This is a genomic window from Novosphingobium humi, from assembly GCF_028607105.1.
GTDB lineage: Bacteria > Pseudomonadota > Alphaproteobacteria > Sphingomonadales > Sphingomonadaceae > Novosphingobium > Novosphingobium humi.
In genome coordinates this window covers 2,502,425-2,527,566 of sequence record NZ_CP117417.1, presented here as the reverse complement: position 1 = coordinate 2,527,566, position 25,142 = coordinate 2,502,425, and the positions used below count along the sequence as shown (strand labels likewise).

Annotated in this window: 16 protein-coding genes and 1 tRNA gene; 10 read left to right on the top strand and 7 right to left on the bottom strand. The window is 63.6% G+C overall.

Annotated elements, in window-relative coordinates; translation table 11 throughout:
- Positions 1-102 precede the first annotated feature (102 nt).
- The 5 genes from aspS (at position 103) to mltG (ending at position 5,313) form a co-directional block, all read left to right on the top strand.
- On the top strand, positions 103-1,908 hold the full coding sequence (aspS, locus tag PQ457_RS11890; RefSeq protein ID WP_273617047.1) for an aspartate--tRNA ligase: 1,806 nt from the start codon (positions 103-105) through the stop codon (positions 1,906-1,908).
- 157 nt (positions 1,909-2,065) lie between these two features.
- Entirely contained in the window at positions 2,066-2,320 is a 255-nt protein-coding gene (locus PQ457_RS11885; RefSeq protein WP_273617046.1) for a hypothetical protein, read from the top strand.
- Positions 2,321-2,437: 117 nt separating this feature from the next.
- Positions 2,438-2,674: an acyl carrier protein gene (locus PQ457_RS11880; protein ID WP_168603874.1), complete on the top strand. Its 237-nt coding sequence runs from the start codon at positions 2,438-2,440 to the stop codon at positions 2,672-2,674.
- Between the two features lie 272 nt (positions 2,675-2,946).
- Positions 2,947-4,209, top strand: a complete 1,263-nt coding sequence (gene fabF / locus PQ457_RS11875) for a beta-ketoacyl-ACP synthase II (protein WP_273617045.1) — start codon at positions 2,947-2,949, stop codon at positions 4,207-4,209.
- Positions 4,210-4,341: 132 nt separating this feature from the next.
- Entirely contained in the window at positions 4,342-5,313 is a 972-nt protein-coding gene (gene mltG, locus PQ457_RS11870; RefSeq protein WP_273617044.1) for an endolytic transglycosylase MltG, read from the top strand.
- On the opposite strand, the gene PQ457_RS11865 is transcribed toward mltG, so the two are convergent.
- Entirely contained in the window at positions 5,310-5,723 is a 414-nt protein-coding gene (locus PQ457_RS11865) for a sugar transporter (RefSeq protein WP_273617043.1), read from the bottom strand. The genes mltG and PQ457_RS11865 overlap by 4 nt on opposite strands.
- Positions 5,724-5,947: 224 nt before the next feature.
- Here PQ457_RS11865 and PQ457_RS11860 point away from each other — a divergent pair.
- Positions 5,948-6,024, top strand: a tRNA-Met gene (locus PQ457_RS11860).
- A 68-nt stretch (positions 6,025-6,092) separates the two neighbouring features.
- On the opposite strand, the gene PQ457_RS11855 is transcribed toward PQ457_RS11860, so the two are convergent.
- The 4 genes from PQ457_RS11855 to PQ457_RS11840 form a co-directional block, all read right to left on the bottom strand.
- Positions 6,093-6,311, bottom strand: coding sequence for a hypothetical protein (locus tag PQ457_RS11855; protein WP_273617042.1), 219 nt, complete (start codon positions 6,309-6,311; stop codon positions 6,093-6,095).
- Between the two features lie 72 nt (positions 6,312-6,383).
- Entirely contained in the window at positions 6,384-6,737 is a 354-nt protein-coding gene (locus PQ457_RS11850) for a P-II family nitrogen regulator (protein ID WP_273617041.1), read from the bottom strand.
- An 11-nt stretch (positions 6,738-6,748) separates the two neighbouring features.
- The gene (locus PQ457_RS11845; protein WP_273617040.1) at positions 6,749-9,304 is read right to left on the bottom strand and encodes a DUF2309 domain-containing protein; all 2,556 of its coding nucleotides are present in this window, start codon (positions 9,302-9,304) and stop codon (positions 6,749-6,751) included.
- Positions 9,301-10,614, bottom strand: a complete 1,314-nt coding sequence (locus tag PQ457_RS11840) for a proton-conducting transporter transmembrane domain-containing protein (RefSeq protein ID WP_273617039.1) — start codon at positions 10,612-10,614, stop codon at positions 9,301-9,303. Before PQ457_RS11840 ends, PQ457_RS11845 begins: the two co-directional genes overlap by 4 nt.
- Before the next feature lie 107 nt (positions 10,615-10,721).
- On the opposite strand from PQ457_RS11840, the gene PQ457_RS11835 reads away from it, so the two are divergent.
- The 4 genes from PQ457_RS11835 (at position 10,722) to PQ457_RS11820 (ending at position 18,460) form a co-directional block, all read left to right on the top strand.
- On the top strand, positions 10,722-11,588 hold the full coding sequence (locus PQ457_RS11835) for a LysR substrate-binding domain-containing protein (protein WP_273617038.1): 867 nt from the start codon (positions 10,722-10,724) through the stop codon (positions 11,586-11,588).
- Positions 11,585-12,535, top strand: a complete 951-nt coding sequence (locus PQ457_RS11830) for an aromatic ring-hydroxylating oxygenase subunit alpha (protein WP_273617037.1) — start codon at positions 11,585-11,587, stop codon at positions 12,533-12,535. The genes PQ457_RS11835 and PQ457_RS11830 overlap by 4 nt, the downstream gene beginning before the upstream one ends.
- Positions 12,536-12,869: 334 nt before the next feature.
- Entirely contained in the window at positions 12,870-15,752 is a 2,883-nt protein-coding gene (locus tag PQ457_RS11825) for a glycoside hydrolase family 31 protein (protein ID WP_273617036.1), read from the top strand.
- Between the two features lie 116 nt (positions 15,753-15,868).
- The gene (locus tag PQ457_RS11820; protein ID WP_273617035.1) at positions 15,869-18,460 is read left to right on the top strand and encodes a glycosyl hydrolase 115 family protein; all 2,592 of its coding nucleotides are present in this window, start codon (positions 15,869-15,871) and stop codon (positions 18,458-18,460) included.
- 53 nt (positions 18,461-18,513) lie between these two features.
- Here the strand turns inward: PQ457_RS11820 and PQ457_RS11815 are convergent, their stop codons facing one another.
- Together PQ457_RS11815 and PQ457_RS11810 are read right to left on the bottom strand one after the other, a co-directional pair.
- Positions 18,514-21,417, bottom strand: a complete 2,904-nt coding sequence (locus PQ457_RS11815; RefSeq protein WP_273617034.1) for a glycosyl hydrolase 115 family protein — start codon at positions 21,415-21,417, stop codon at positions 18,514-18,516.
- A 103-nt stretch (positions 21,418-21,520) separates the two neighbouring features.
- Positions 21,521-24,625 (bottom strand): TonB-dependent receptor, encoded by a 3,105-nt coding sequence (locus PQ457_RS11810; RefSeq protein ID WP_273617033.1) that lies wholly within the window; start codon positions 24,623-24,625, stop codon positions 21,521-21,523.
- Between the last annotated feature and the right edge of the window lie 517 nt (positions 24,626-25,142).

Genomic DNA, 25,142 nt, shown 5'->3' with positions numbered 1-25,142 from the left:
CAAAAGCGCGGCCATCGCCTGTTAGCCGCGCATAAGCCTGTCCAGCAATGGGCAGGAATCCCCTATCCCTGCCCGATTGGCGCAAGAATGGAAAGAGTTGTCATGTCCTCGCCCAACACACAGGCGCATCCGTATCGCTCGCACACCTGCGGCGCGCTCAATGCCGATGCCGTGGGTCAGAATGTCCGCCTCTCCGGCTGGGTCCACCGCAAGCGTGACCATGGCGGGGTGCTGTTCGTCGACCTGCGCGACCATTACGGCATCACCCAGATCGTGGCCGACAGCGACAGCGCGGCGCTTCCCGTGCTTGAGTCGCTGCGCGTGGAAAGCGTGGTCACGATCAACGGCGTGGTCAAGGCCCGCAGCGAAGGCACCGTGAACCCCAACCTGCCCACGGGCAGCATCGAGGTGTTCGCCCGCGAGGCCGTGGTGCTGAGCCGCGCCGAGGAACTGCCGATGCCGGTGGCGGGCGAGCAGGAATATCCCGAGGAAATCCGGTTGAAGTACCGCTTCCTCGACCTGCGCCGCGAAACGCTGCACGCCAATATCGTCAAGCGCACCAAGGTCATCTCCTCGATGCGCCGCGCGATGGAAGACATCGGCTTTACCGAATATTCGACGCCGATCCTGACCGCCTCCAGCCCCGAAGGCGCGCGCGACTTCCTCGTGCCCAGCCGTATCCACCCCGGCACCTTCTTCGCGCTGCCGCAGGCGCCGCAGCAGTATAAGCAGCTCCTGATGGTGGCCGGTTTCGACCGCTATTTCCAGATCGCCCCCTGTTTCCGCGACGAAGATCCGCGCGCGGATCGTCTGCCGGGCGAATTCTACCAGCTTGACCTCGAAATGAGCTTTGTCACGCAGGAAGAAGTCTGGGAAACGATGGAGCCGGTGATCGGCGGCATCTTTGAAAAGTTTGCCGATGGCCGCTCGGTTACGCCGATCGGCAGCTTCCCGCGCATTGCCTATGACGATGCGATCCTGCGCTATGGCTCTGACAAGCCTGACCTGCGCAACCCGATCCTGATCTCGGACGTGTCGCATCACTTCACGACCAGCGGCTTTGGCCTGTTTGAAAAGATCGTCGGCACGGGCGGCGTCGTGCGCGCCATTCCGGCCCCGAACACGGCGGACAAGAGCCGCAAGTTCTTTGACGAAATGAACGAATGGGCGCGCAGCGAAGGCCATGCCGGCCTTGGCTATGTCACCCGCAAGGGCGGTGAATTCGGCGGCCCTATCGCCAAGAACCACGGCACCGAGGGCATGGAAAAGCTCTATGCCGAACTGGGCCTTGGCGCGGACGATGGCCTGTTCTTTGCCGCGGGCAAGGCCGATCAGGCCGCCAAGCTGGCGGGCGCTGCGCGCACCCGCGTCGGCACGCTGCTGGGCCTGATTGATGAAAACAAGTTTGAACTGTGCTGGATCGTCGACTTCCCCTTCTTTGAGGAAGGCGAGGAGCCGGGCAGCATTGATTTTGCCCACAACCCCTTCTCGATGCCGCAGGGCGGTCTGGAAGCTCTGACCGATGGGCGCGATCCGCTGTCGATCAAGGCGTTCCAGTATGACCTCGTCTGCAACGGCTTTGAAATCGCCAGCGGCTCGATCCGTAACCAGCACCCCGACCTGATGGTCAAGGCGTTTGAAACGGTGGGCCTGAGCAAGCAGGACGTGGAAGAGCGCTTTGGCGGCATGTACCGTGCGTTCCAGTATGGCGCCCCGCCGCATGGCGGCATGGCGGCCGGTGTTGACCGCATCGTCATGCTGATCTGCGGCGCGCAGAACCTGCGCGAAATCACACTCTTCCCGATGAACCAGCGCGCCGAAGACCTGCTGATGAACGCGCCGGCCCCGGCCAGCCTGAAGCAGCTTCGCGAGCTGCACATCCGCGTGGTGGAACAGCCCAAGGGCTGATCTTCCGGGACATCACGGTTCAAGCAGGGACTGGTCGAGCGCGATACGCTCGGCCAGTCCCTTTTTTTCGGCCATGTCAAAGCCTTGGGCGAGAGGTTGTGGAAGCGGTCACACGCTTCCCCCTCGGCGATGGGGTTGGCCCCCTCGCGCCGCGCCAATGCGCCACATTGCAGCGGAAAACCGTCGCATCGGGCTGATTTTCTGGGCATTGCGCCCATGGGGCGGCCGGATCGTCGAAAAACAGAATCCGGCGCGAAAAGCCCATGGCGCGATGAAGCCGCACGAATCGGCTCATTTCGCCCCCACCGGGCGAACCGTCGATGCCGGCCAGACCTGCATTCCCATGCTGGGCCTTCTGCTGCGGCGGGTGAAAAAAACAAGGCTGACATCGGCCAGGCGGGGCGACAATTGAGGCGTGATGAGGGTTGACACGGTTGTGATGTGCAATCCCGCTTGCCAGTCTGCGCGCCACCCATTAGGGGCGCGCATTGAGTTTCACAATTTCGCCGCTTTTCGTAAGGGGAATATCATGAGCACCATCGAGGCGCAGGTTAAGAAGATCGTTGTCGAACACCTCGGCGTTGAAGAAGACAAGGTCGTTGCCGATGCCAGCTTCATCGACGATCTGGGCGCTGACTCGCTCGACATCGTTGAACTGGTGATGGCTTTCGAAGAAGAATTCGGCGTGGAAATTCCCGACGATGCCGCCGAAAAGATTGCCACGGTCAATGACGCCATCGCCTTCATCGAGGCGAACAAGGGCTGATTTTGCCAAAGGGCCCGTGGGGCTGATGCGCCTGCCCGATCATGGGCAGGGCTGCGTCGTCCCACAGGTCCTGCGCCGAAAATGGGGGGGCGTTGGCCCCAACCTTTGATCGGCGTCGACCTTTGGGGTCATAATCAGGCCCGGTCCGCATTATCGGGCCGGGCTTGCTTGTTATCGGACATTTGGCCAGAATAAGCGCCTGTTGGGTCGCTGTTTGTTGCCGCAATGACGGGCCGACACAGGTTGTCGATGCGGTAGAGGGAGAATCGAGAATGCGTCGTGTTGTCGTCACCGGGCTTGGTCTGGTCACCCCGCTGGGCGCTGACGTGGAAACCGCCTGGGCAAATATCCTTGCCGGCAAGTCCGGCGCGGGCAAAATCACCAAGTTCGATGCCTCGGCCCATAAGTGCCACATCGCTTGTGAAGTGAAGCCGGCCGACCACGAATATGGTTTTGACCCCGGCAAGCGCGTCGATCACAAGATCCAGCGTCAGGTCGACCCTTTCATCGTTTTCGGCATTGATGCCGCGGGCCAGGCGCTTGAAGACGCAGGGCTGGTGGATGCGCCCGAAGAAATGCGCCTGCGCATGGGCTGCTCGATCGGCAGCGGCATCGGCGGCCTGCCGGGCATTGAAAGCGAGTCGCTGGTGCTGGCCAACAAGGGGCCGGGCCGCGTTTCGCCGCATTTCGTCCATGGTCGCCTGATCAACCTGATCTCGGGTCAGGTTTCGATCAAGTATGGCCTGATGGGTCCGAATCACGCTGTTGTGACGGCTTGCTCGACCGGCGCGCACTCGATCGGTGACGCGGCGCGCATGATCCGTGACGATGATGCCGACATCATGCTGGCGGGCGGCGCGGAATCGACCGTTTGCCCGATCGGCATTGCCGGTTTCGCTCAGGCCAAGGCGCTCAATTGCAGCTATAACGACCGCCCCGAACAGGCCAGCCGTCCCTATGACAAGGACCGCGACGGTTTCGTCATGGGCGAAGGCGCGGGCGTTGTCGTTCTGGAAGAATATGAACACGCCAAGGCGCGCGGCGCCAAGATCTATGCCGAAGTCGTCGGCTATGGTCTGTCGGGCGATGCTTATCACGTGACCGCCCCGCATCCCGAAGGCTTTGGCGCCTATCGCTCGATGGAAATGGCGCTGAAAAAGGCGGGCATGACGCCGGCCGACATCGATTATGTCAACGCCCATGGCACTTCGACCATGGCGGATACGATCGAGTTGGCCTCGGTCAAGCGCCTGTTCGGCGATGCCATCGGCAATGTCTCGATGTCGTCCACCAAGAGCGCCATCGGCCACCTGCTGGGCGGCGCGGGCGCGGTGGAGACCATCTTCTGCATTCTGGCCATCCGTGACCAGATTGTGCCCCCGACGCTCAATCTGGACAATCCGGATGAAGGCACCGAGGGCGTCGATCTGGTGCCTCACGCGGCCAAGAAGCGCCGCGTGCGCGCCGCGCTCAACAACAGCTTCGGCTTTGGCGGCACCAATGCCAGCGTGGTTGTGAAGGCACTGGAAGACTAAGCAGGACGTGACGGGGCGGGGGCTTGCCTTTGGGCGCCTCCGTCCCCACCTGTGGAACAAGCGGTGGCGGGCGCCTTTGGGGGCTCGCCTTATCTGTATCTGGCATCCGGCAGAAGAGAGCCCGAAGCGCCCATGAAGAAACCTGTCCTCATCGTCCTTGGCGTGGCCGCGCTGGCCATTGGCGCTCCGGTGGCCAGCCTGCTGCATGGCTGGTATGGGGCGGGGCCCTTGCCGCAGGACCGTGCCTTTACCGTGCCTGACGGTGCGGGGCTGACGGTGGTGGCGGCCAAGCTGCAACGCGAGGGGGCGATTTATTCGGCGCGGGCGCTGCGGTTTCATGCCAAGCTGATGCGGGCCGGAGGCGGCATCAAGGCGGGCGAATTCCTGCTGCCCAAGGGTGCCAGCGAGCAGCAGATCCTGGCCATCATCACCGGCGATCAGGTGCTGCGCCGCTTTGTCACCATTCCCGAGGGTCTGCCCTCGATCATGGTCAAGGAAAAGCTGCTGGCCAATCCCGACCTGATCGGTACGGTTGACGCCCCGCGTGAGGGCAGCATCCTGCCCGACACCTATGACATCAAGAAGGGCGCCACGCGCGCCTCGGTGGTGGCCACGATGCAGGCGGCGATGACCAAGGTGCTGGCCGAGGAATGGGCCGCGCGCAGCTCCGACACGGTGGCCAAGACGCCTGAGGAGGCGTTGACGCTGGCCTCGATCGTCGAGAAGGAAACCGGCAAGCCCGAGGAGCGCGCCATGGTCGCGGGCCTCTATTCGAACCGCCTGCGCCAGCATATCATGCTGCAGGCCGACCCCACGATCATCTATCCCATCACCCTGGGCAAGCCGCTGGGCCGCCGCATCAAGCAAAGCGAGATTGCGGCGAAGAATGATTACAACACCTATTCGATGGTGGGCCTGCCCAAGGGACCGATCACCAATCCGGGGCGCGATTCGATCCATGCCGTACTGCACCCGGCCAAGACGCAGGCGCTCTATATGGTGGCCGACGGCACCAAGGGCCATGCCTTTGCCAACACGCTTGAAGAGCATAACAAGAATGTCGAGCGTTGGTTCGCCATTCGTCGCCAGCGGGGCGAGATCTAGCTGAGCAGATCGCGCCCGGCGGCGGCATGGGCATAAGCCATCGAGCCCAGCGCGACGATCAGGATCACCACCGGAAAGGCGATCACGCCCGGCCCCTTGGCCTGCACCAATGGTGAGAGCACCAGCGCATAGCTGAATTGCGCGACGATCGCGATAACCGAGGCGGCAAACAGCCACACCGCGACCCGCCGTTGCAGCAGCAGCGCCACAGCGCCCAGCAATCCGCTCCAAGATGCCACCGCATAGGCGATCCATGCCCAGAGCGGCATGGCCCGCCATACCTCGATCTGCACCTTGTCGCCCTGCGCCAGCGTTTCGGGGCTGGTGCTGGACTGGAGCGCCCACATCGCCACGCCGGCCGCGTTCCACAGCACAAGGCCGATGGCGATCATGCGTTGCTGTCTGGCCATTTTCGGCATGGGCCGCCTCCGTGATGGACCCGGAATGTGACAGAGCCGCCCGATATGCGCAAGCATTGGCATCGCGGCAGGCAATGGTGCCGGAGGAGCGCTTGGACCGTTTTCAAAAAAATTTTATAAAACATGCAAAGGGCTGTTGACGCATGGGCGATGCGTGGCTATTCGCGCCGCCTGCACCGGGCAATGGTGACCGACACGGTCACCGCCAGTCATGGGGCGGAGTAGCTCAGCAGGTTAGAGCAGCGGAATCATAATCCGCGTGTCGGGGGTTCGAGTCCCTCCTCCGCTACCACAAAAACAATGACTTAGTCCCATCACGATCCCTCCGGATCAGGGCCGGTTTACAAACTCTGTAAACCGCTAGGCGCTCAGGCGCTCCACCATCGACACAATGACACGTGCTTCATCGACGTATCGGCTGCGCATTTCGCCGATCCGTTTGGCCGTCCAGCCAATGGTTCGAGCGACATCTCCATCGGTCTGTCCGCGCTTGGTCGGCAGGGGCATGGTATGCCCCCCCTTGCGCGCAATCCCGCAGGTAGAGGTGCCTTGGCGGACATTGCCCATCGGCGAACGCAACCATCTTCTCCTTGCCATGCATCGTTGCCGCCACGAGTTTCGCACCCGCAAGCGGGTGGTGCCCCGCCAAGGTCAGGCACCCGCCGCGCGGGCGAAATAGTCGGAGCGCAAGACCTCGACATCGGAGAGGAATGTGACGCCGGGCAGGGTGGCGAACAGGCGGGCGAGGCCCCTTGCCACATCGCCGATCGCCGCAGGCTCACCCACGCCGACAAACATGGCCAGACCGCTGTGGTCGTTGAAAATGGTCTTGCCGTGATGAAATCCGGCGTGCCCCATGCCGGCCACGTCGCGGATGATTGTCCAGCCGCCGATCCCTGCGGCCTTCAGCAGCTCTTCCACCGGATGGTGGTCCTCGGCGCGGATGACGATTTCGATCTTCTTGAGGCGATGCAGGGTAAGTTCGCCGGTGGCATGTGCTTTCATGGGAGGTTCTCCTAGGCAGTGATGTCGGTGAGGCCGGTGCCTTCGGCTTGGGGCGCGCCATCGGGGCGCCAGCGGCGCGCTTGGCCGGTTTCGGGGGCGATGACGACGAGATGGACCCAACCCTTGCCGAACAGGCGGGCAAGAATGTCATTGGCGGCGACCACCGCTTCCACCCGAGCCAAGGGCGCGAGAACAACCGTGAGCAGGCGCTGCGGCAGATGGAAGGGCGAGCCGTCGTCGCGAAACAGCGACTGGCGCGGCAGGCCTACCGCCAGGTCGCCGCCATTGCCCTGCACCACGCCGATGCGGCCGATAACGTTTTGCGTGACCTTGTCGCCCGAACCATAGCGATCATTGTCGATGGTCGAGAACAGATACTGGCAATTGATCCATTGCGCGACAACCATCGGCGCGGTCAGGATTGTGGCCAGCACCGAGCCATCGGCATCTGCGCGCCAGTCGTAACTGTGCAGGAAGGCGCGGCCTTCCAGGTCGATATGCTTGCTCCACCGGCGCGGCCCGACGAGGAAGCCGGCATTGCCGGAAAGACCCCATTCAGGCCGCACCTCGCCCCAGTGGGCGGCGCCGGTCAGCAGATCCTGTGGCGACCGATCAAGCAGGCCTGCGCGCCTTTCGCGGTTGGCAGCACCAGCACGGGCAAGATCGGCCTCCAGCCGCGCAAGGTCGGCGGCGTGGCCGGCGGGCACCCCTGTGCGATCGAAGATCGTGACCGTATCGGTGGTGGTGTTATGCTCTGCGGCAAGGAAATGGGTGGTCTCGGGCAAGGCGATGCCCTGTGCCACCAGCCCGGCGCGAACATCGGCTTCATTCAGCATCGCTGCCAATATCCGCGCGTTGCTGCCCCCGGCGTGGCCGCCACAGGCGCCGCAATCGAGCGCGGCCGCATAGGGGTTGTTCACCGCGCTGCCGCCATGGCCGACTAGCACCACAAGCCGCGCCGTATCGGTCGGCAGGCCGGTCAGGCGGAACAGGGCGCTGGCATAGCCGATCTTGTCGGCCAGAGTGAAAGGTGGGTGTGCGTGACCGGCAGAGGCATGATCCAGCGCCGGAGCGAAGGCTTCGTGGCGGCAGGGCCTTGCCCATGCGCCGATCCGCGCGCTGAGCCGGGGAGCGAGCGTGCGGGCCGCCATCGCCAGGCCGGCCAGCGGCCCGGTCGCCTCGGCGGTGGCAAAAGCGGTGGCGATGCCCTGCTTGGCGGTGTCGAACAGGCTGGCCGCATGCCGAGCGGTGGCATCGGCCGCAGCAAGCCGCGTGGCATCCGGCTCATGGCCGGGCCGCGGGGCTTCGGCCACGTCATGCTGCGGGCTGAGCAGCACCGGCAGCAACCGTTTGCGCCGCGCAGCCCCGGAAGGGTGGAGCGCGATGGGCAGACCGAAGAAACCGGCATAGCCCAGTGTCTCATAGCGGCCGGTCGTCTCCAAGGCCCGCCGGAAAGGTTCCGAGCGCACGTCGATGCAGAACACCAGTTGGGCCGCCGCCGCGTCCTCCGAGGCTGGCATCTCTGCGGCTTTTGCCCGCGTGCCGGCCTGCAACCGGGGCACCAGCCCATCGGCATAAGTCCATTCGGCGGCGGTCATGAACAGCAGGCCGAGCGCCTCCTCGTCCATGGTGGCGATGCGGGTGAGGGGCGCGCCGGCGACGGCGAGCGCCCGTCTGACATCGTCGCGGGACCATCCGAAATGGGCGGCGAGGTGTAATGTTACATTGGCCGGTTGGGGCGTGATGCGGGGTTGGGTCAACGCGCCCGCCCGTTCCAGCAGCAGCCAGAGTGCCAGCAGGTCGGCCATGCCTGCCGGTGCTCCTGCGGCATGTTCGGCGTCGGCATGCTCGCTCCGCCAGCGGATATGGCCCGCCCAGCCGGGCAGGCGGGCCACCAGCGCGGCCAGATGCGGCTGCTGTCCGTCCTCCGCAATGCCCAGGGCCGAGAGCGCCTCGGCAATGGCATTGAGCGGATCGCGCGGCACGGTCATCAGCAGTTGCGCGCCGAGTGTTCCGGTCAGCGCATGGAATTCGGGATCGTGCCCCGCCATCGCCAGCACGGCGCGGTAGAGGCCAAGTTCGCGGTGCGGCATGGGGATCGCGGCATGTCCGTGATCGAAGAAGGCCGCACACCATTTTGCCACGAAAGCGGCATCCGGGGCCATTGGCGAAGCCTTGACCTCATCGGTGGCGGGCAGGGTCAGCAGCCGCGCCATCAGCAGATCGAGCGCGGTAATGCCCGGCGCGATTGGCGCAAGGGCGGGATAGGTTCCGCCCAGATGCCGGATCGCTGCATCGCGCAGACAGCCTTCGGCAATCCGGCCGCCAGCCAGCAAAGCGCGCCATTGCGCCAGCGGCAGGCTTTGGCGCGCGCCGAACAGGCGGGCGCCTGCCTGCACTGCCTCTTCGAAAGCCATGCCTTCAAAACCGGCCAGCGGATTGACGGCAATCGCGCTTTCCAGCGGCCAGAGCGGCGGCACCGTGCGGGCCGCCAGCGCGATCAGGCCGGACACTTCGGTGCGGGTCAATGTGGGCTCCGGCGCGGTGGCGAACGGCATCATGTTCATTGGGCGTCTCCTTTCGCGGGCATGGCAAAGGTCCCGGCGTTCAGCAGGCGGACGTAGAGCGCGGGGGGCAGGGACGAGGCGCTGGCGGCCCGGCTCTGTTGCCAGACCCAGACACCGAGGAACCCGGCAATCAAGGCGATCAGCGCCGATGGCGGCAGCAACATCGGCGCATCGGGCCCCATGGCGGCGTTGGTGATGTGCAGGGCGCCGGCATAGAGCGCCGTCAGGCCCGCGATGACCGGGATCAGGGGGCTCCGGCTTGCCGCCGGACCTTGGGCGCGCAGGGCTTCACCCAAAGTGGCCATCGCCGTGGCCAGACCCAGAGACAGTGGCACCATGTCCGCGTTCAGCACCCCCGCCGCCCAGGCGGCAATCGCGCACAGCAACGTGGCGGCGGCAATGGCGATCGGCCGGCGTGGGGCATGGGCCGGATTGCCCGCTTTGCCCCGCATGCCGACGGCAGACCCGGAGCCGAGGAACAGCCAGGCCTTGAACAGGCCATGCGCCAGAATATGCCACAAGGCAGCGGTATAGGCGCCCATCCCGCAACTCAGGACCATAAAGCCCATCTGCGAGACCGTTGAGCCGGCAAGCGCGCGCTTGATATCAGGCCGCACCGCCATGATTCCTATGCCGTAGAGCGCGGCAAACAGCCCCAGCGCCATGGCGGCGGCCCGGGCCGCAGGTGCTGCCTCCAGCACCGGCGCGAAGCGGATCAGCAGGAATCCCCCTGCGTTGACCAGCCCGGCATGCATCAGCGCCGAGACCGGGGTGGGCGCGGTCATCGAGGAGAGCAGCCAGCCCGAAAAGGGCGGCAGGCTGGACCGCGCGGCGGCGGCGGTCACCAGCAGCAGCGCGGTGAGCAGGGCCTGTGGCGCGGTCATGGTCGCTGTTGCGGCCAGTGCGGCATCGATCCGCACCGAACCGGCATGCCACCAGAGCATAGCCAGCGCCCCAAGCAATGCCGCGTCGCCGGTTGCGAAGGCGCCATGGGCGCGCCGCATGGCCTGCCGCGCGTCGGACAGGTGTTGCGAACGACCGATCAGCCGCGCCAGCGCCACGCCGCTGAAAACCCACGCGCCGGCAAAGACTACCATATTGCCGGTGCCGACAAAGGCGAACACGCTGGCCACCAGTGCCGTCACGGTGGCGAAAAAGGCGCCCCGGCGCGGATCGGCGCGCATGTAACGGTGCGAAAACGCCAGGACGATGGTTGCCACGAACAGGGTCAGGCCGATGAGCGCCAGGGACAGGGCGCAAAAGCCTGTCAAAACCGGATGGAGCGCGGGAAAATCGTGGAACAGTGGCATGGGTACCTCCTTGGCGGAGGCCTGTGGCGGCAAATCAGACATTGTGAAAACGAGTTATAAAAATAGCAGCCATTGACATTTTGCATGATCGGGCGCGATATCGCGCCATGCCCGGCACCCGCACGCTTGATCTCGACCTGCTCCGCTGCTTTGTCACGATTGTGGAAACCGGCAGCTTTACCCGCGCGGGCGATCGCCTTGGCCGCACCCAGTCGACCATCAGCCTTCAGGTGAAACGGCTGGAGGATATGCTTGGCCGCGCCGTTTTCGCGCGCACGCCGCGTTCGCTCAGCCTGACGGGCGAGGGGGAGCGGTTGCTCGGCCCCGCGCGCCAGTTGCTGCGCCTGAATGATGCCGCGCTGGCCGAAATGTTCGAGCCTGACATGATCGGGCGGGTGCGCCTTGGCGTGCCCGAGGATTTTGCCACCGCGCATCTGCCCGGCGTGCTGGCCACCTTTGCCAAGGCGCATCCGCTGGTGGAACTGGAAGTGACCTGCGATCTGACGCTGAACCTGCTCGATAAGTTCCACAGCGGGGCCTTCGATCTGGTGCTGGTCAAGCGCGAGCCGTCGGCGCCGCTGGAGGGCACGCGTGTCTGGCGTGAGCCGCTGGTGTGGGTGGCGCGCGATCAAATGGCCGTGGCCGGGCTGGCGACGATCCCGCTGGTGGTCTCGCCCCAGCCCTGCGTCTATCGCAAACGGGCCGAGGATGCGCTCGATGCCATGGGGCGCAAATGGCGCGTGGCCTATACCTCGACCAGCCTTGCCGGCAGCCTTTCGGCGGTGACCGCGGGGCTGGGCATCACCGTGCTGCCGCGCGAGATGGTGCCGGCGCATCTGACCGCGATTACCGATGACGCCGATCTGCCGAGGCTTTACGACACCGAGATTGCGCTGATCGAGGCGGCGGGACTGTCGGACACCGCGCATCGCCTCGCCCAGCATATCCATGCGGCGCTGGAGCGCGGGGCATGACGCGCGCGCTGTTCCCGCAGTTTTCGGGCCTTTGGGTGCCGTTGGTTCTTGCCCGCGATGTGCCCAAGGCCAAACCGCTGGCGATGACGTTGGCGGGGGAGCCGATCGTGCTGTTCCGCGATGCGGACGGCGCCATCCATGCGCTGATGGATCGCTGCCCGCATCGCGGGGTCGCGCTTTCGCTGGGCAAGGTGGAAGGTGGCGAGATCGCGTGCCCCTTCCATGGTTGGCGTTTCGATGGCGATGGGCATTGCCGGCATGTGCCGTGGAATCCCGATGCCAAGCTGGAAACGCTGTCCGCCACGCCGCTGCCGCTGCGCGAGGCTGGTGGTCTGGTCTGGCTGTTCACCGGGCGGGACGCGGTGGGCGAACCGGCCGTGCCTGCCGCATTCCTGCTGCCCGGCGTGCGGGTGACGGCGCAGAGCTTCCACTGGCAGGTCCACTGGACGCGGGTGATGGAGAACATGCTGGACACGCCGCATCTGCCCTTCGTTCACGCCCGCAGCATCGGCAAAGCGCTCCGTGGCCGGACGGCGGAAAAGATGGTGATGAACTGGCACCCCACCGATCACGGCGCCGAGATTGTTGCGCAGCGTGCCGGCGAGGCGCCACGCTCGAGCCTGCGCTATCATTTTCCCAATGCCATGGAACTGGCGATCGATCCGGGCGGGCGTGTCCTGCGCCTGCTGGCGGTATGCAGCCCGGCCGATGCGGGGGCCACGCGGCTGACCATCTACACCATCCGCGATTTTGCGCGGTTGCGCTGGCTCGATCCACTGTTCGCGCGAGCCAACCGGCGGATAGCCGAGGAGGATCGCGCGATTCTGGAGAGTTCTCAACCCGCCGAGGTGCCGCCCGCCAGCGAGGAACATTCGGTAGCCACCGATGCGCCGACTCTGGCTTTCCGCAAGATCTGGTTCACCCGCATCCGGCCGGGCGGCGGGTAAAAACAAAGGGCGGCCGGACCTGGCCATATTCCCTCTCTTCAACGCAAGGCGTGGTCCGCTTTAGACAGGCGATACTGTCGGCGCTCTTTCGGATAGCGTTAACATATCTGCAATGGCCAAGCAGAGGGCGATATTTGCCGATGGATGGGGTGTCACAAAGTGGGGAGAGGGAAATCAGGCTTTTCAAGATCCAGTAAGGCGCCCTTGCCGGGAGTAAGTCTTGACAGCAGGATTGTTAGCGATACCATAGTTTGGCGATAGAGATAAGAGGCCATGCGCTATGGGAACGGATGTTGGCAGGCTTCGGTGGGGTTCCCTCCGGATTTCGGCGCTGATGGTGGCTTTCGCGGTCAGCCAATCGGCTCACGCAAAAACCCAGAATGCCAGCGGCCTTGACGCGCGCGGCCATCTGCTGGCCGTGGCGGCGCAGGCGGGGGATGCCTTTGCCTACACGCTGCTCAGCGATGGCGTGCAGGTCCACTTGCATGGTCTGACCAAGAACATCCTTTTCTATGGGCCTGAAACGGTGCGGGTGAATACCAATCCGGGGCGGAATTACTGGACCGCACCCAGCCTTGTCGTGGTGAGGCCTCCCGCGGCGCTGCCCTTCACGGTCGCGGACAAACCCGATAGGCTGACCATCATCACCCCCCGTTTGCGCATCGAGGTCAGCAAGGCCACCGGCGCGCTGCGTTTCATGGACGCATCGGGCAAGCTCTACACCGCCGAGAATGCCGCCGCCCCCGAAACGGTCAAACCCGTCACCATCGACGGCGCGCCCAGTTACGAGGCCACCAACCGTTTCACGCTGCAAGGCGACGAGGCGATCTACGGCTTCGGCTTCACCGCCGATGATCGCTCCAACCGGCGCGGCAGCGACCTTTTGCTGGTACAGACCAATGTGGGGATCATCATCCCGGTGATGATGTCCTCGCGCCGCTACGGCATCCTGTGGGACACCTATTCCCAGATGCGGTTCAAGGATGACGCGACCGGCGCATCGCTGTGGGCCGAAAGCGCGCCGGGGGGTGTCGATTATTATTTCATGGGCGGACAGACGCCCGACGATGTGGTGGCCGCCTATCGCCGTCTGACCGGCGATGCGCCGATGGTGCCCAAACAGGTGCTGGGCCTGTTCATGTCCAAGGAGCGCTACAAGACGCAGGCGCAATTGCTCGACATTGCCCGGACCTTCCGCAAGGAGCGCTTTCCGCTCGATACGATCGTGCAGGATTGGCAATATTGGGGCAGCGACAAGGACGGCAGCTGGAGCGGGATGATCTGGGACAAGACCCGCTATCCCGATCCCGAGGGCATGACGCGCCGGCTTCACGCCATGCACATGAAGCTGATGGTGTCGATCTGGCCCTCGGTAGGTGATGATACGGCGCTGGCGCATGAGTTGGACGCGCAGCATTTGCGCTTTGCCCCGCTGCACTGGATTTCGAAACATGCGCGGGTTTATGACGCCTACAGCCCCGTCGCCCGCCGGATCTATTTCAAACACATCAAATCGGGCCTGCTGGACAAGGGCGTCGACGCGCTCTGGATGGACGGCACCGAGGTCGAAGTTTCCAGCGCCATGTGGAATGCGGCCGACAACATCCGCGACACCAAGGCGCTGGGGTCGAACGCGCTGGGTGATTTCACGCGCTACCTCAACCCTTATTCGCTGATGACCACGCAGGGCACCTATGACGGCCAGCGCGCCACCAGCAACAAGCGCGTGTTTACTCTTACCCGCTCGGCCTGGGCGGGGGCGCAGCGCACGGCCGCCGCATCATGGAGCGGCGACATCTTTGCCAGCTGGAAAACCCTGAAGCAGCAGGTGGCGGGCGGGATCAACGTCACCGTCACCGGCAATCCCTATTGGACACAGGACACCGGCGGCTTCTTCGTCTCCGACTTTCCCGGCGGGGAACAGAATGCGGCCTGGCGCGAACTCTATGCCCGCTGGCTGCAGTTTGCCGCCTTCAACCCGCTGATGCGCATCCACGGCACCGATGTCGAGCGCGAGCCATGGCGCTTCAAAACGCTCGACCCGCAAGTGTATCATTCCCTGCTGAAGAGCACGCAGCTGCGCTATCGCCTGATGCCCTATATCTATGGCCTTGCGTGGAATGTGACCCATGCGGGGGGCACGATGATGCGCCCGATGATGATGGATTTTCCCGACGACCGCGCGCTCGACACCATCGATGATCAGTTCATGTTCGGCCCATCGCTGCTGGTCCACCCTGTCACCCGCGCGATGATCCATATCCAGCCGCCCCCGCCCGCCACGGTCCCGGTCGAAGCGCTGACGACGCCGGATGGCAAACCGGGCCTTGCCGTCCAGTATTTTGAGGGCGAGAATTTCGAAACGCCTAAAGGCACCGCCATCGACGCCAAACTGGACCACACTTGGCCCGATCCTCCGCTCGCCGAGATTCCGGGCGGGCTTTCGGGCCTCAACCATTTCTCCGCCCGCTGGACCGGGACGCTCACCGCGCCCGAAGCAGGCAGCTATGAACTGGGGCTGGAGGGCGATGACGGCTATCGCCTGATGCTGGATGGCGAAACGGTGATCAGCCGCTGGGGCAAGGGCACCTTGCGCTATACCGGCAAACGCATCACGCTGGCCAAGGGGCAGCGGGTGAGGATCGGCATTGATTACTTCAACGGCGACGGCAACCGCGCCTTGCGCCTTGCCTGGCGCCGCCCCGGCGATGGCAGCGGCGAGGTGAGGGGGCCTGCGGATTTCAACGTCACCACCACCCTGCCCAAGGGGGCGGACTGGTACGATTTCTGGAGCGGGGAGCGTTTGCGGGGCGGCGAAAGGGTCACACGGCCTGCTCCGCTCGATCTGGTGCCGCTTTATGTGCGGGCGGGGTCGATCCTGCCAATGGGGCCGGTGCTGCAATATGCCACGCAGCATCCCGAGGCTCCGCTGGACATCCGCATCTATCCCGGCGCGGACGCCCGTTTCACGCTCTATGACGATGACGGCGAAACCTATGCCTATGAGAAGGGGCAGCGCGCCACCACCGAACTTATCTGGCACGACCGCAGCCGCACGCTGACCATTGGCGCAAGGCGGGGCGCTTTTCCCGGCATGGTCAAAAGGCGGATCTTGAACATTGCGGTGATCGGCCCGAGTCCTGCCGGGGGAATGGCGTCGGCGCCCGTCCATCGCCGCGTTCAATTTTCGGGCAGGAAATTGTCCGTCCGTTTGTGATCGGAAGCATTTTGAACAAAGGCCTCGCGCTTGGGCCGATGGCAGGGTCGTGACAGGTCAGTCACATCAGGAGCGGTTGGCGGATCGCAAAGAGGATGATGATGCACAAGGTTGGTATGGTTTTTTCCAGACGCTCGCTTCTTGGGTCCGCTGCGGTTTCGGCGGTGATGGTGTCATGCGGGGGCGCGCTGGCCGCACCTGCCATGCGCGAAGGGTTCATGCTGGTGTCGCGCGGCAGGCCGGTCAACGTGCTGATCGATGGCGAGGCCGATCAGGCGGTCCAGCATGTTGCCCAAAGCTTTGCCGCCGATCTTGAGCGGGTGTGCGGCAACAAGGCGCTGCTGATGAAGGGCCTGCCGGTTGCCGCGTCGGGGCCGCTGGTCCTTGTCGCGGTCAAGGGGCAAAGCGGCCTGATCGACCGCCTGATCGCGGCGGGCAAGCTCTCGATCGGGGATCTCGACGGTCAATGGGAAGCGTTTCGCCGCATCGTGGTGAGCCATCCGTTTCCGGGCGTGCCGCGCGCTCTGGTCATTGTGGGGTCGGATCGGCGCGGCGCTGTGTTTGGAACCTATGATCTTTGCGAGCGCATGGGCGTCTCGCCGTGGCACTGGTTTGCCGATGTTCCGGTTGCGCGGCGTGCCGATCTGGTGCTGGACATTCCGATGGGGCTCTCGCGCCCCAAGGTGCGCTATCGCGGCTTTTTCATCAATGATGAAGACCCGTGTCTGAGCGGTTGGGCGGCCAAAAAGTTCGGCGGCGTCAATGCGGCCATGTATGCTCATGTCTTTGAACTGCTGCTGCGGATGAAGGGCAATTATCTCTGGCCCGCGATGTGGGGCAAAGCCTTTGCGCTGGATGATCCCCAAAGCATGGTGCTGGCCGATGCCATGGGGGTGGTGATGGGCAATTCGCACCACGAACCCATGCTGCGCGCGCAGGCCGAATGGCATCGCGGTGCCAAAGACGGCAAGCGCGGCGGGCCATGGGATTACACGCGCAATGCGGAAAACCTGCGCGATTTCTGGCGCGGGGGCATCGAGCGGATGATGTCCAAGGGCGACGGCAAGGGCTATGACAGCCTCGTCACCGTCGGCATGCGCGGCGATGGGGATGAGGCCATGGCCGAGGGAACCGCGACCGAACTGCTCGAACGCATCGTGCATGACCAGCGCGCGATCATTGCCGAAGTGACCAAACGCCCCGCCGATCAGCAGCCGCAGGTCTGGGCGCTCTATAAGGAAGTTCAGGATTATTATGACAAGGGCATGAAGGTGCCCGACGATGTCATCCTTTTGTTTGCCGACGACAATTGGGGCCAGATACGGCGCGTGCCCAAGCCCGGCGCGCCGAAGCGCAAGGGCGGGCAGGGCATCTATTACCATTTCGATTACGTGGGCGTTCCGCGCAATTACAAATGGATCAACACCAACCAGATTGAAAAGGTCTGGCAACAGATGGATCTGGCCTATCGCCGCGATGCGCGCGCGATGTGGATCGTCAATGTCGGCGATATCAAGCCCATGGAATATCCGCTCGGCTTCTTCATGGCGATGGCGTGGGACCCTGATGCCATGACCCCTGCCGCTCTGGCGGCCTATCCGCAGCGTTGGGCCGAGGCCACTTTCGGCGCGGGGCAGGCGGCCGAGATCGGCGCCCTGATCACCCGTTACAGCCAATATGCCGCGCGGCGGAAACCCGAACTGATCAATCAGGACACATTCCCGCTGGGCGGCATTCGGGCCGATGGGCTCGATGGCGGCGCGTTTGGCGATCTTGTGGCGCAATGGGATGCGCTGGAGGCCGACATGAACGCGGTCCGGGGGCGGTTGGCGGCCGATCAACTGGACGCCTATTACCAGTTGATCGAATTCCCGATTGCCGCGATGGCCAATCTGTACCGGATGTATTACGCCGCCGCGTGGAACAAGCTGCTGGCATCGCGCAATGACCCGCGCGCCAATTATTTCGCCAATCAGGTGGAGGCCTCGTTTGCCCGCGATTCCGACCTGACCCGGCGCTATCACAGCATCAACAACGGCAAATGGGATGGCATGATGGCGCAGGTCCATATGAACTATGTCATCTGGAACGATCCCACCCAGCAAACCATGCCGAGCATCATGCGCGTCGGCGCCGATACGCCTGCCGACCGGCAGAACATGCGCCCGGCCTTTGTCGCGCCGGCGGGCGCGCCCGAAGACACCATTGCGCTGGAGGCGGTCGATTTCACCCGAGCCCAACATGGCAAGGGTCTGCGTTGGACGTCTATTCCGCATCTGGGCCATGCCAAGGGCGCGGTGCTTGCCTTGCCGCAGGGGCAGGCCCCCACAGGCCAGAGCGACGCGGTCAGCCTCGATTACGACATCACGGTCAAGCGGGCAGGGCCTGCCCGTATAATTCTGCATCTGGCCCCCACGCTCGATACGTCCAGCGGACAGGGGGAGACACCGGGCGGGCGGATCGGCGTTTCGGTCGATGATGCGCCCATGCAGGTGCTGCAGGCCCATCTTGAGGCGACAGGCGGGGCGCAGGACACTCCGGCCAAAAAGCTCTGGGCCGAGGCCGTGTGCGATAACCTCCTGCGGCTGACGGCGGATGTGGGCGCGCTTGCGCAGGGCCGCCATCGGGTACGGATCTGGCGGCTGGACGACAATATGGTGCTTCAGAAACTGGTTATCGAACCGGCCTCGCCGCCGCCACAAACCTGATGGGGTGATTTTTCTGGACGCGCATCAGGGCGGCTGGCACCCGCCTTGGCGGGCTAGCCGCGCTCCATCGGAGGAGGCCCGAAATAGGATTGGGGCAGATCCGACCGATAGATGATGATGTTTTGCACGACGATGGTGGGATCGTGCATGAACAGTTTCAGGACATGCCGTCCGGGCCGATCGGGTTTGATGGTAAAAGGCATCCGGCGCGCATTGGCCGCCGTATTGGCCGCGTGCCGGGAGCCGAGAAAATCCTGGGCGGCCCCGGCTTCGGGCGTGAACACCGCCTGCGTGACGGGCGCCGAGTCATCAAGTCCGATGGCGACAGCAAGATGACGCCCCGGATAGACCTCAAGCGTGGGGCTGGTGACGAGATCGACATGATAGCTGCCCGCTTCGGCAAGGAATATCTCATATTCCAGCCTTGGCGCTGTGGCGGGGTCGGGAAAGGGTTCGGCCGTGACGGGGAAGACGGACATGGCGGCGGGGCCTTGCCCATAATCCGGGATCGGCTCCCACCTCACGCCACGCGCCTCGACCGAGCGGGCGAAGCCCGTCGCGGGCACGCAAAAGGCACCTGCAAGGCCGCCCCATGCGCCCTTGGCCTCGCGCTCCTGCTGCGCTGTGGCGCGGATCGCTGTCAGGCGCGCTTTGACCGTTGCGCTGCCTTTTACGGTGATGGTGGCCTCGGACATGCCCGGCGCCACGCTTTGCCAGTCGACATCGATCCAGTAGCGGCGGTCATGGGGCGATACGCCAAAGGCCTGATCCTCGCGGATGATCACCCAAGGCTGGTCGGCGCGGACCGTGACCGGCGCCATGGTGGCGCCACGCGGGAACACCTCGATATAGGTTTTGCGCCTGCTCAGGCTGTCGAGCGTGGGCAGCGAAGGCGGCAGGTAATATCCCGGCCATGAATGTGAACTGCCATCAACGGCCATGCCGAAACTCTCGTCGGGGCCAAGCTCGATCTCGGACACAGCGGGCATGATGTCGGTTTCGGGGGGATACCAGTCAAAATAGCCGATATGGGACTGGTCCATCATATGGTTCCATTTCCCGCCCGCCATCTGAAGATTGTAATGGTCGCGCAGTTCCCGGTCGCGGCGGAACAGCCGCCTTACCTCGGCCGCCTCGGCCATGGTGCTGGCGCGGGCCTGCTGGGCGAAGCGCCGGTTGCGTGCGGCGGCGGCATAGAGGTGGTTCAGATTGGCGCAGGCCAGCACGGGGTAGAGCACAAGCTGGTAGAAAGCGTCGCGCTGATCCGGCACCAATTGTGCATCAACGGCTTGGGCGCGAACCACAAGTTCGTCCCAGGCGGCGCAAACGCGCTCCGCCTCGCCATAGTTTTCAAGACTGTAGGTATCGGGCGAGAGTTGCTCAGGTTTGCGCCAGGCATTGTATTTGGCATAGCGCGAGAGCAGGATAGCAATCTCCTGCGCATGGGTCTGCCCGAACTGGGTGGCGGCCCAATCGCGCGTCCACTTGGCGATCCTGTCCTTGTCCACCGCCTTTGGGTCCCATGCCATGGCGGTGAAAAATTCGATGGGCAGTTCGAGCGGCTTGAGGTCGCCGACATTGGCGATCCAGATCCGGTTTGCGCCATATTCATGCGCAAGGTTCATCTGCTCCCAGATCTTGGGCAGGGGGTTTGAATTGATCCATTGATAGGAAAAAGGACCGCCGTGCATGTCCATGTGGAAATAAATGCCGAACCCGCCTTTGCGGTCGCGCTCCGAGGACAAGGGCAGACGGCGCAGATTGCCGACATTGTCGTCGGCAAACATCAGCGTCACATCATCGGGCAGTTTCAGCCCCGCGTTATAATATTTGTAGACCTCGGTGAAGAGCACCCAGACCTGCGGGACCGTCTCGGCGGGTCGTCCCAGACACTCGGCAATGATCCGGCGCTGATCGGTGATGATCGTTTCCAGCAATCTGACATCGGACGCGAGGCTGCCGGTGCTTTCGAGCGCGGTATCACCATCGCCGCGCATGCCGATCGTGATGATCGCTTCCTTGTTGCCGTTGCGCTCAATGCCCTCGCGAAAGAAGCGGCGCACGCCCTCGCGGTTGGTGGCGTAATTCCACGCGCCATTGCCATAAAGCTGATGATTGTCGGTCCATTCCTTGTGGGCGCGCATCATGGGTTCATGGTGCGATGTGCCCATCACGATGCCGCACTCATCGGCCAGCGCCGCATTGGCCGGATCATCAACGGCAAAGGCGTTGTTCCACATCGCGGGCCAGAGATAATTGATGCGCAGCCGCGACATCAGCTCAAACAGCCGCCCATAGAATTGGGCGTTCATCCCGCCGAATTTTTCGGCGGTCCAGCTCGAGAGGCACGGCGCCTCGTCATTGAGGAAAATGCCGCGATAGCGCACGGCGGGCGGGCCTTGGACATGGCGGCCGCGCGCGATGGCGATATGGTCGCGCCGCGACACCGGCACATCGGCCCACCAATACCACGGTGATATACCGATGGATCGCGACAGATCATAGGCGCCATAGATCGCGCCTCGCCGGTCGCTGCCGACAATCACCAGGGCCTCATCGACGCCGGGAAAGGGGTGGGCCACGGTCTGGGTGATCCAGCTTTCCCATTGTCCGGCAAGCCCGGAAACGTCGAGGCGCCCGCCGGCGGCCAGTTTGTCGATAAGAGGCGAATGGCCCAGCGTGCCGATCAGCACGATGCGCGCGGGCAGGCGATCGCCTTGATGCAGGACCACCGCATCCTTGCCGCACACCCGCCCGATATCCTGCGCAAGATCGCGCGCCGCCCGTGCCACCCCCGGCAAGTCCTGCGGATCGACCAGAATGGCGGCAGGCGCCTGGCCCCGCGAAGCCAGAACAAAGCCGTCGGCGCCGGGGGTGAAACGGGTCGCGGCAAACACCGGACCGGCATAAAGCCCGCTTGCTGCCATCGCGGCCAACATCTCGCGCCTGTTCAACATGATACCCCATTCTGTTGTCTCGCTGCGATGGCCCGGTGCCGGGCCATCTTTCGTGGCTTCAGCAGGCGGGGGGCGGCATGGCCGCCAACCCCGCCCATCAGGATCAGAAGCGGCCGCGCACACCAACCATGAACTGGCGGCCCGGGCGGTACTGGGTAAAGGTGGCGTTGGGATACTGGAAATAGGACCGCAGCGTGGCGTCGGTCAGATTGGCCACATCGAAGGTCAATTGCGGCGCATGGCTGATCTTCAGGATCTTTTCCAGATCGAAGCTGGAGGAGAAGTCATATTGGCGATAATCGCCGTTGAACAGCGCGGCTGCGGCAATACCGTTCTGGTTGGCGCCCGAGGATTGCGATCCTTCGCGGAAAGTGGTGCTCAGGCGCAGGTTTACACCATGCTGCTCGTAATAGACCGTGACGTTGTAGGTGAAGGGCGCGACATTATAGGCGATGGCCGCGCCGTTGCTCTTCTGCCGCACGATGGTGGCATTGGCGTTAAAACCAAGGCCCTTGAATCCCAGGCGGCTGGTCAGGAAATCGAGCGGCTGGACCCATTGAAATTCAAGCCCCTTGATGTGGAGCTGGTTGGGAATGTTGACCGGGCTTGAGATCTGAACCTGCGCCACATTGGGGCCGCCGCGCAGATTGATGGCAGTCTGCTGGGTGGGGTTCAGCGTGTCATAGGTGATGCCATATTGCGCCAATGCCGAGAACGGCTGGGTCGTGGTCATGGTGGTGGTGAAGCCGTCGATCGACTTGTGGAAGGCATTGACGGCCAGCACAGCCTCCCGGCCCGGATAATATTCAAATCCAAGGTCGATGTTCTGCGAGAAATAGGGCGACAGCGAGGGGTTGCCAAGGCTGGCCTGATCGGCCGAAGGCGCCCCGAAGCTGGCGCCGGGCAGCATGGCCGAAGGATCGGGCCGGGTCATCGTCTTGGACCATGCCGCGCGCATCACCGCCTTGCCCCCGATGGTATAGCTGAGGTTGAAGGCGGGCAGGAAGGCGCTGTAGCTCTGATAGGTTGAAATCAGGTTCGACACGTTGGGATAGCGCGAGCCATCGGCGATCTGTGCGCCCGAAGGAAGGATGTTGCGCGGGTCGGTGTTCGACACAAAGCCCGAAATCTGCTGCTTGGTATAGACATAGCGCATGCCGCCGCTGGCGCGCAGGTCATTGCCCAGCAACTCGGTCTTGCCCGTGACCATGCCAAACAGATCCAGCGCCTTTTCGCGGATAAAGCCACCCGATGCGCCGGTGTTGGTGCCGCCGGTTTCAGGGGCGGAATCGTGGAACTGCTGATAATTGGTGGCAGCTGCAAAGGCCGGCCAGTTGACCGTGACAAAGCCCGCGCGCCCCGGCATCAGGAAATTGGCCAAAGAAGCATTGGGCACCGCAGAGCCTGCATAGGTGATGCCGCCCGTGGCCCCGGCCGTATAGCCGGTGCCATAGCCCGGATAGGTGGGATTGTTGGCCAGACCCGGCGCCCCTGCCGCAAGGCCAAGGCATGAGGGCTGCGAATTGGGGCTGGGCAGAAATACGTTGGGCGCCCCGCCGCAGACATAGTTCTGCCAGGCCTGGCTGTTGTCATAGCCGTGAATGAAGCGGGAAATGTCATCATACCCCCCGCCAAACTTCACCTTCAGACTGTCATCGCCATAGCTCACATCGCCGCGGATACCGCGCGTCTTGTTGTCGCGCCGCTCGTCGGAAATGTTCAGACGCCCGCCGTTCCACTGGAAATTGGCCGGGTTGTTGAGATCGACGCTGCTCGAGATGGTGGGGATACCGTTGGGGTTGTTGACGAAATTTACGGTTACGCCCGAACCGAGCAGTGTCGTCGGGCCGGCGGTGGGGCTTTCGCGGTGAAAGGTGGAGTGGGTGTAATTGCCCTGCAGGTTCACCTTCAGCTTGTCGCTGATCGACCATTCGAAGCCGGGGTTGATGCTGGTGAAGCGGGTGGTTTCTTCATAGGGGCGGAATTCGAGGAAGAATTGCGAGTTGGCATAGGTGCCGCTGTTGACCACGCAGCCCGCCGAGCAGTCCGTGCGGTCATAGGTGGTGTTCATCGGAATGACCGAGCCGTTGCGCACGGTCCACATCATGTCTTCGCGGATGAGCTTGTTGTATTTCACGCCGTAGATGCCATCGACAAAGGCGTGGAACCTGTCGCTTGGGCGCCACTCAAGGCTCGCCACGGCATTGAAACGATCGCGGCTGCCATATTCGGCCGATGGGCGGCCAATGCGCGGCAGGATGCCATTGTCGATCTGCTGGATCGAGGCGCCGGGGTTGAGCTGGAGCAAAAGGGCCTGATTGATTGGCGTGCCCGCGGCCACGCCGGGGATGTTGGCGCCCGCAGGCACTGTGGCGGGGATGGTCCAGTTGCCTCCGCCGGTGGCGTTTGCGCCGGTTGCGGCGCCAAATTGGGCGGCCGACAGGTTGGGGTTGGTAAAACCAATGGTTTCATAACCGCGCGTGTCGGTGAACAACCGCTGGGCCGAGACGCCGACCAGCACGCCGAATGTATCGCTCGTGGCACTGGCGATCAGCGAACCGCGACCGCCCAGGCGATGCTCGATCCCGTGCTTCACGCCCTGCACGTTATAGGCGATGTGGGTGCCCGGATTGTCAAAGGGCCGGGCCGAACGCATGTCGATGTTGCCCGCCGCGCCGCCTTCCAGCAGATCGGGCGAATAGCTTTTGTTCACGGTCAGTTTGGTGAACAATTCGGTGGGAAAGAAGCTGAGATCGACGGAGCGGTCCGTTCCCTGCGCGTCGGTCACGCCCGAGGAGGCCACCGCGATGGGCGCCCCGTTGAGCGTGACATTGGTGAAATTGGCGCCCAGACCGCGGATCGCCACGTTGGCGCCTTCGCCGGTGATATCGCGCGTGATGGTGATGCCCGGAATGCGGTTGAAGCTTTCGGCGATGTTGGTGTCGGGAAACTTGCCGATGTCTTCGGCAAAGATGGAGTCCGTGAAGCTGACCGATCTGCGCTTTTCGTTGGTCGACATTGTCAGGCTGCGACGATAGCCGGAAACGACGATTTCGGGCGTTGAAGGCGCGCTTGTGTCCAGCGCCGGGGCGGCGGCGGGCGCCGAGGCATCCTGGGCCATCGCGCCGCCGGATGCCAGGCCGGACAGAATGGTGGCGCCCATCAGCGCCATGCGCAAGGCGCGCGTGTTCACTTTGTTTCCGCTCATATCAGATACATCCCCTTGTTGCGATTTTCCGGCCCACTCTGGGGCGGTTAGATAGCGCTACCAAAAATGTATGATGCAAGTGGTTGACCGAAGTCAATGGCATTAGTCTGGATGGTTGGACAAATTGGCCTGACGATTATTGGCGCAACCTGTCAGAAGATGAGTGGTGCGAGTGCTAAAGTGCGGTCAGGCCGGGAAAAAATGTTAGCGTTAGCATCGCCCTCAAGCGTGCCGGTTGTGCAACATTAAATTGCTGTCTGTTTTACTTTATAGCGGTTTTTACTGCTGAATCGAAGGACGTGACGGCGAGATGGCGGCGGTGTCGCGCGGATTGTCTGGCGTTGTCATACCAATTGGCTGTAAAAATTCGCGACTCGGTGCCCTCGACTGCCGACCATATCGGAACCTGCCGCTGATTTGGGCGAAGCCGGCCGCTGTCAGGTCGGACCGATCCGGGCTGCGCACCATCGGCCGACAACCAATTGTCTCTCTTGTTTTATGGCCCACATAGAATTGT

Excerpts from the sequence above, each read along its gene's own strand:
- aspS (WP_273617047.1), top strand. The coding sequence starts at position 103 with ATGTCCTCGCCCAACACACAGGCGCATCCGTATCGCTCGCACACCTGC.
- PQ457_RS11885 (WP_273617046.1), top strand. The coding sequence starts at position 2,066 with ATGCGCCACATTGCAGCGGAAAACCGTCGCATCGGGCTGATTTTCTGG.
- PQ457_RS11880 (WP_168603874.1), top strand. The coding sequence starts at position 2,438 with ATGAGCACCATCGAGGCGCAGGTTAAGAAGATCGTTGTCGAACACCTC.
- fabF (WP_273617045.1), top strand. The coding sequence starts at position 2,947 with ATGCGTCGTGTTGTCGTCACCGGGCTTGGTCTGGTCACCCCGCTGGGC.
- mltG (WP_273617044.1), top strand. The coding sequence starts at position 4,342 with ATGAAGAAACCTGTCCTCATCGTCCTTGGCGTGGCCGCGCTGGCCATT.
- PQ457_RS11865 (WP_273617043.1), bottom strand. The coding sequence starts at position 5,723 with ATGGCCAGACAGCAACGCATGATCGCCATCGGCCTTGTGCTGTGGAAC.
- PQ457_RS11850 (WP_273617041.1), bottom strand. The coding sequence starts at position 6,737 with ATGAAAGCACATGCCACCGGCGAACTTACCCTGCATCGCCTCAAGAAG.
- PQ457_RS11845 (WP_273617040.1), bottom strand. The coding sequence starts at position 9,304 with ATGAACATGATGCCGTTCGCCACCGCGCCGGAGCCCACATTGACCCGC.
- PQ457_RS11840 (WP_273617039.1), bottom strand. The coding sequence starts at position 10,614 with ATGCCACTGTTCCACGATTTTCCCGCGCTCCATCCGGTTTTGACAGGC.
- PQ457_RS11835 (WP_273617038.1), top strand. The coding sequence starts at position 10,722 with ATGCCCGGCACCCGCACGCTTGATCTCGACCTGCTCCGCTGCTTTGTC.
- PQ457_RS11830 (WP_273617037.1), top strand. The coding sequence starts at position 11,585 with ATGACGCGCGCGCTGTTCCCGCAGTTTTCGGGCCTTTGGGTGCCGTTG.
- PQ457_RS11825 (WP_273617036.1), top strand. The coding sequence starts at position 12,870 with ATGGTGGCTTTCGCGGTCAGCCAATCGGCTCACGCAAAAACCCAGAAT.
- PQ457_RS11820 (WP_273617035.1), top strand. The coding sequence starts at position 15,869 with ATGGTTTTTTCCAGACGCTCGCTTCTTGGGTCCGCTGCGGTTTCGGCG.
- PQ457_RS11815 (WP_273617034.1), bottom strand. The coding sequence starts at position 21,417 with ATGTTGAACAGGCGCGAGATGTTGGCCGCGATGGCAGCAAGCGGGCTT.
- PQ457_RS11810 (WP_273617033.1), bottom strand. The coding sequence starts at position 24,625 with ATGAGCGGAAACAAAGTGAACACGCGCGCCTTGCGCATGGCGCTGATG.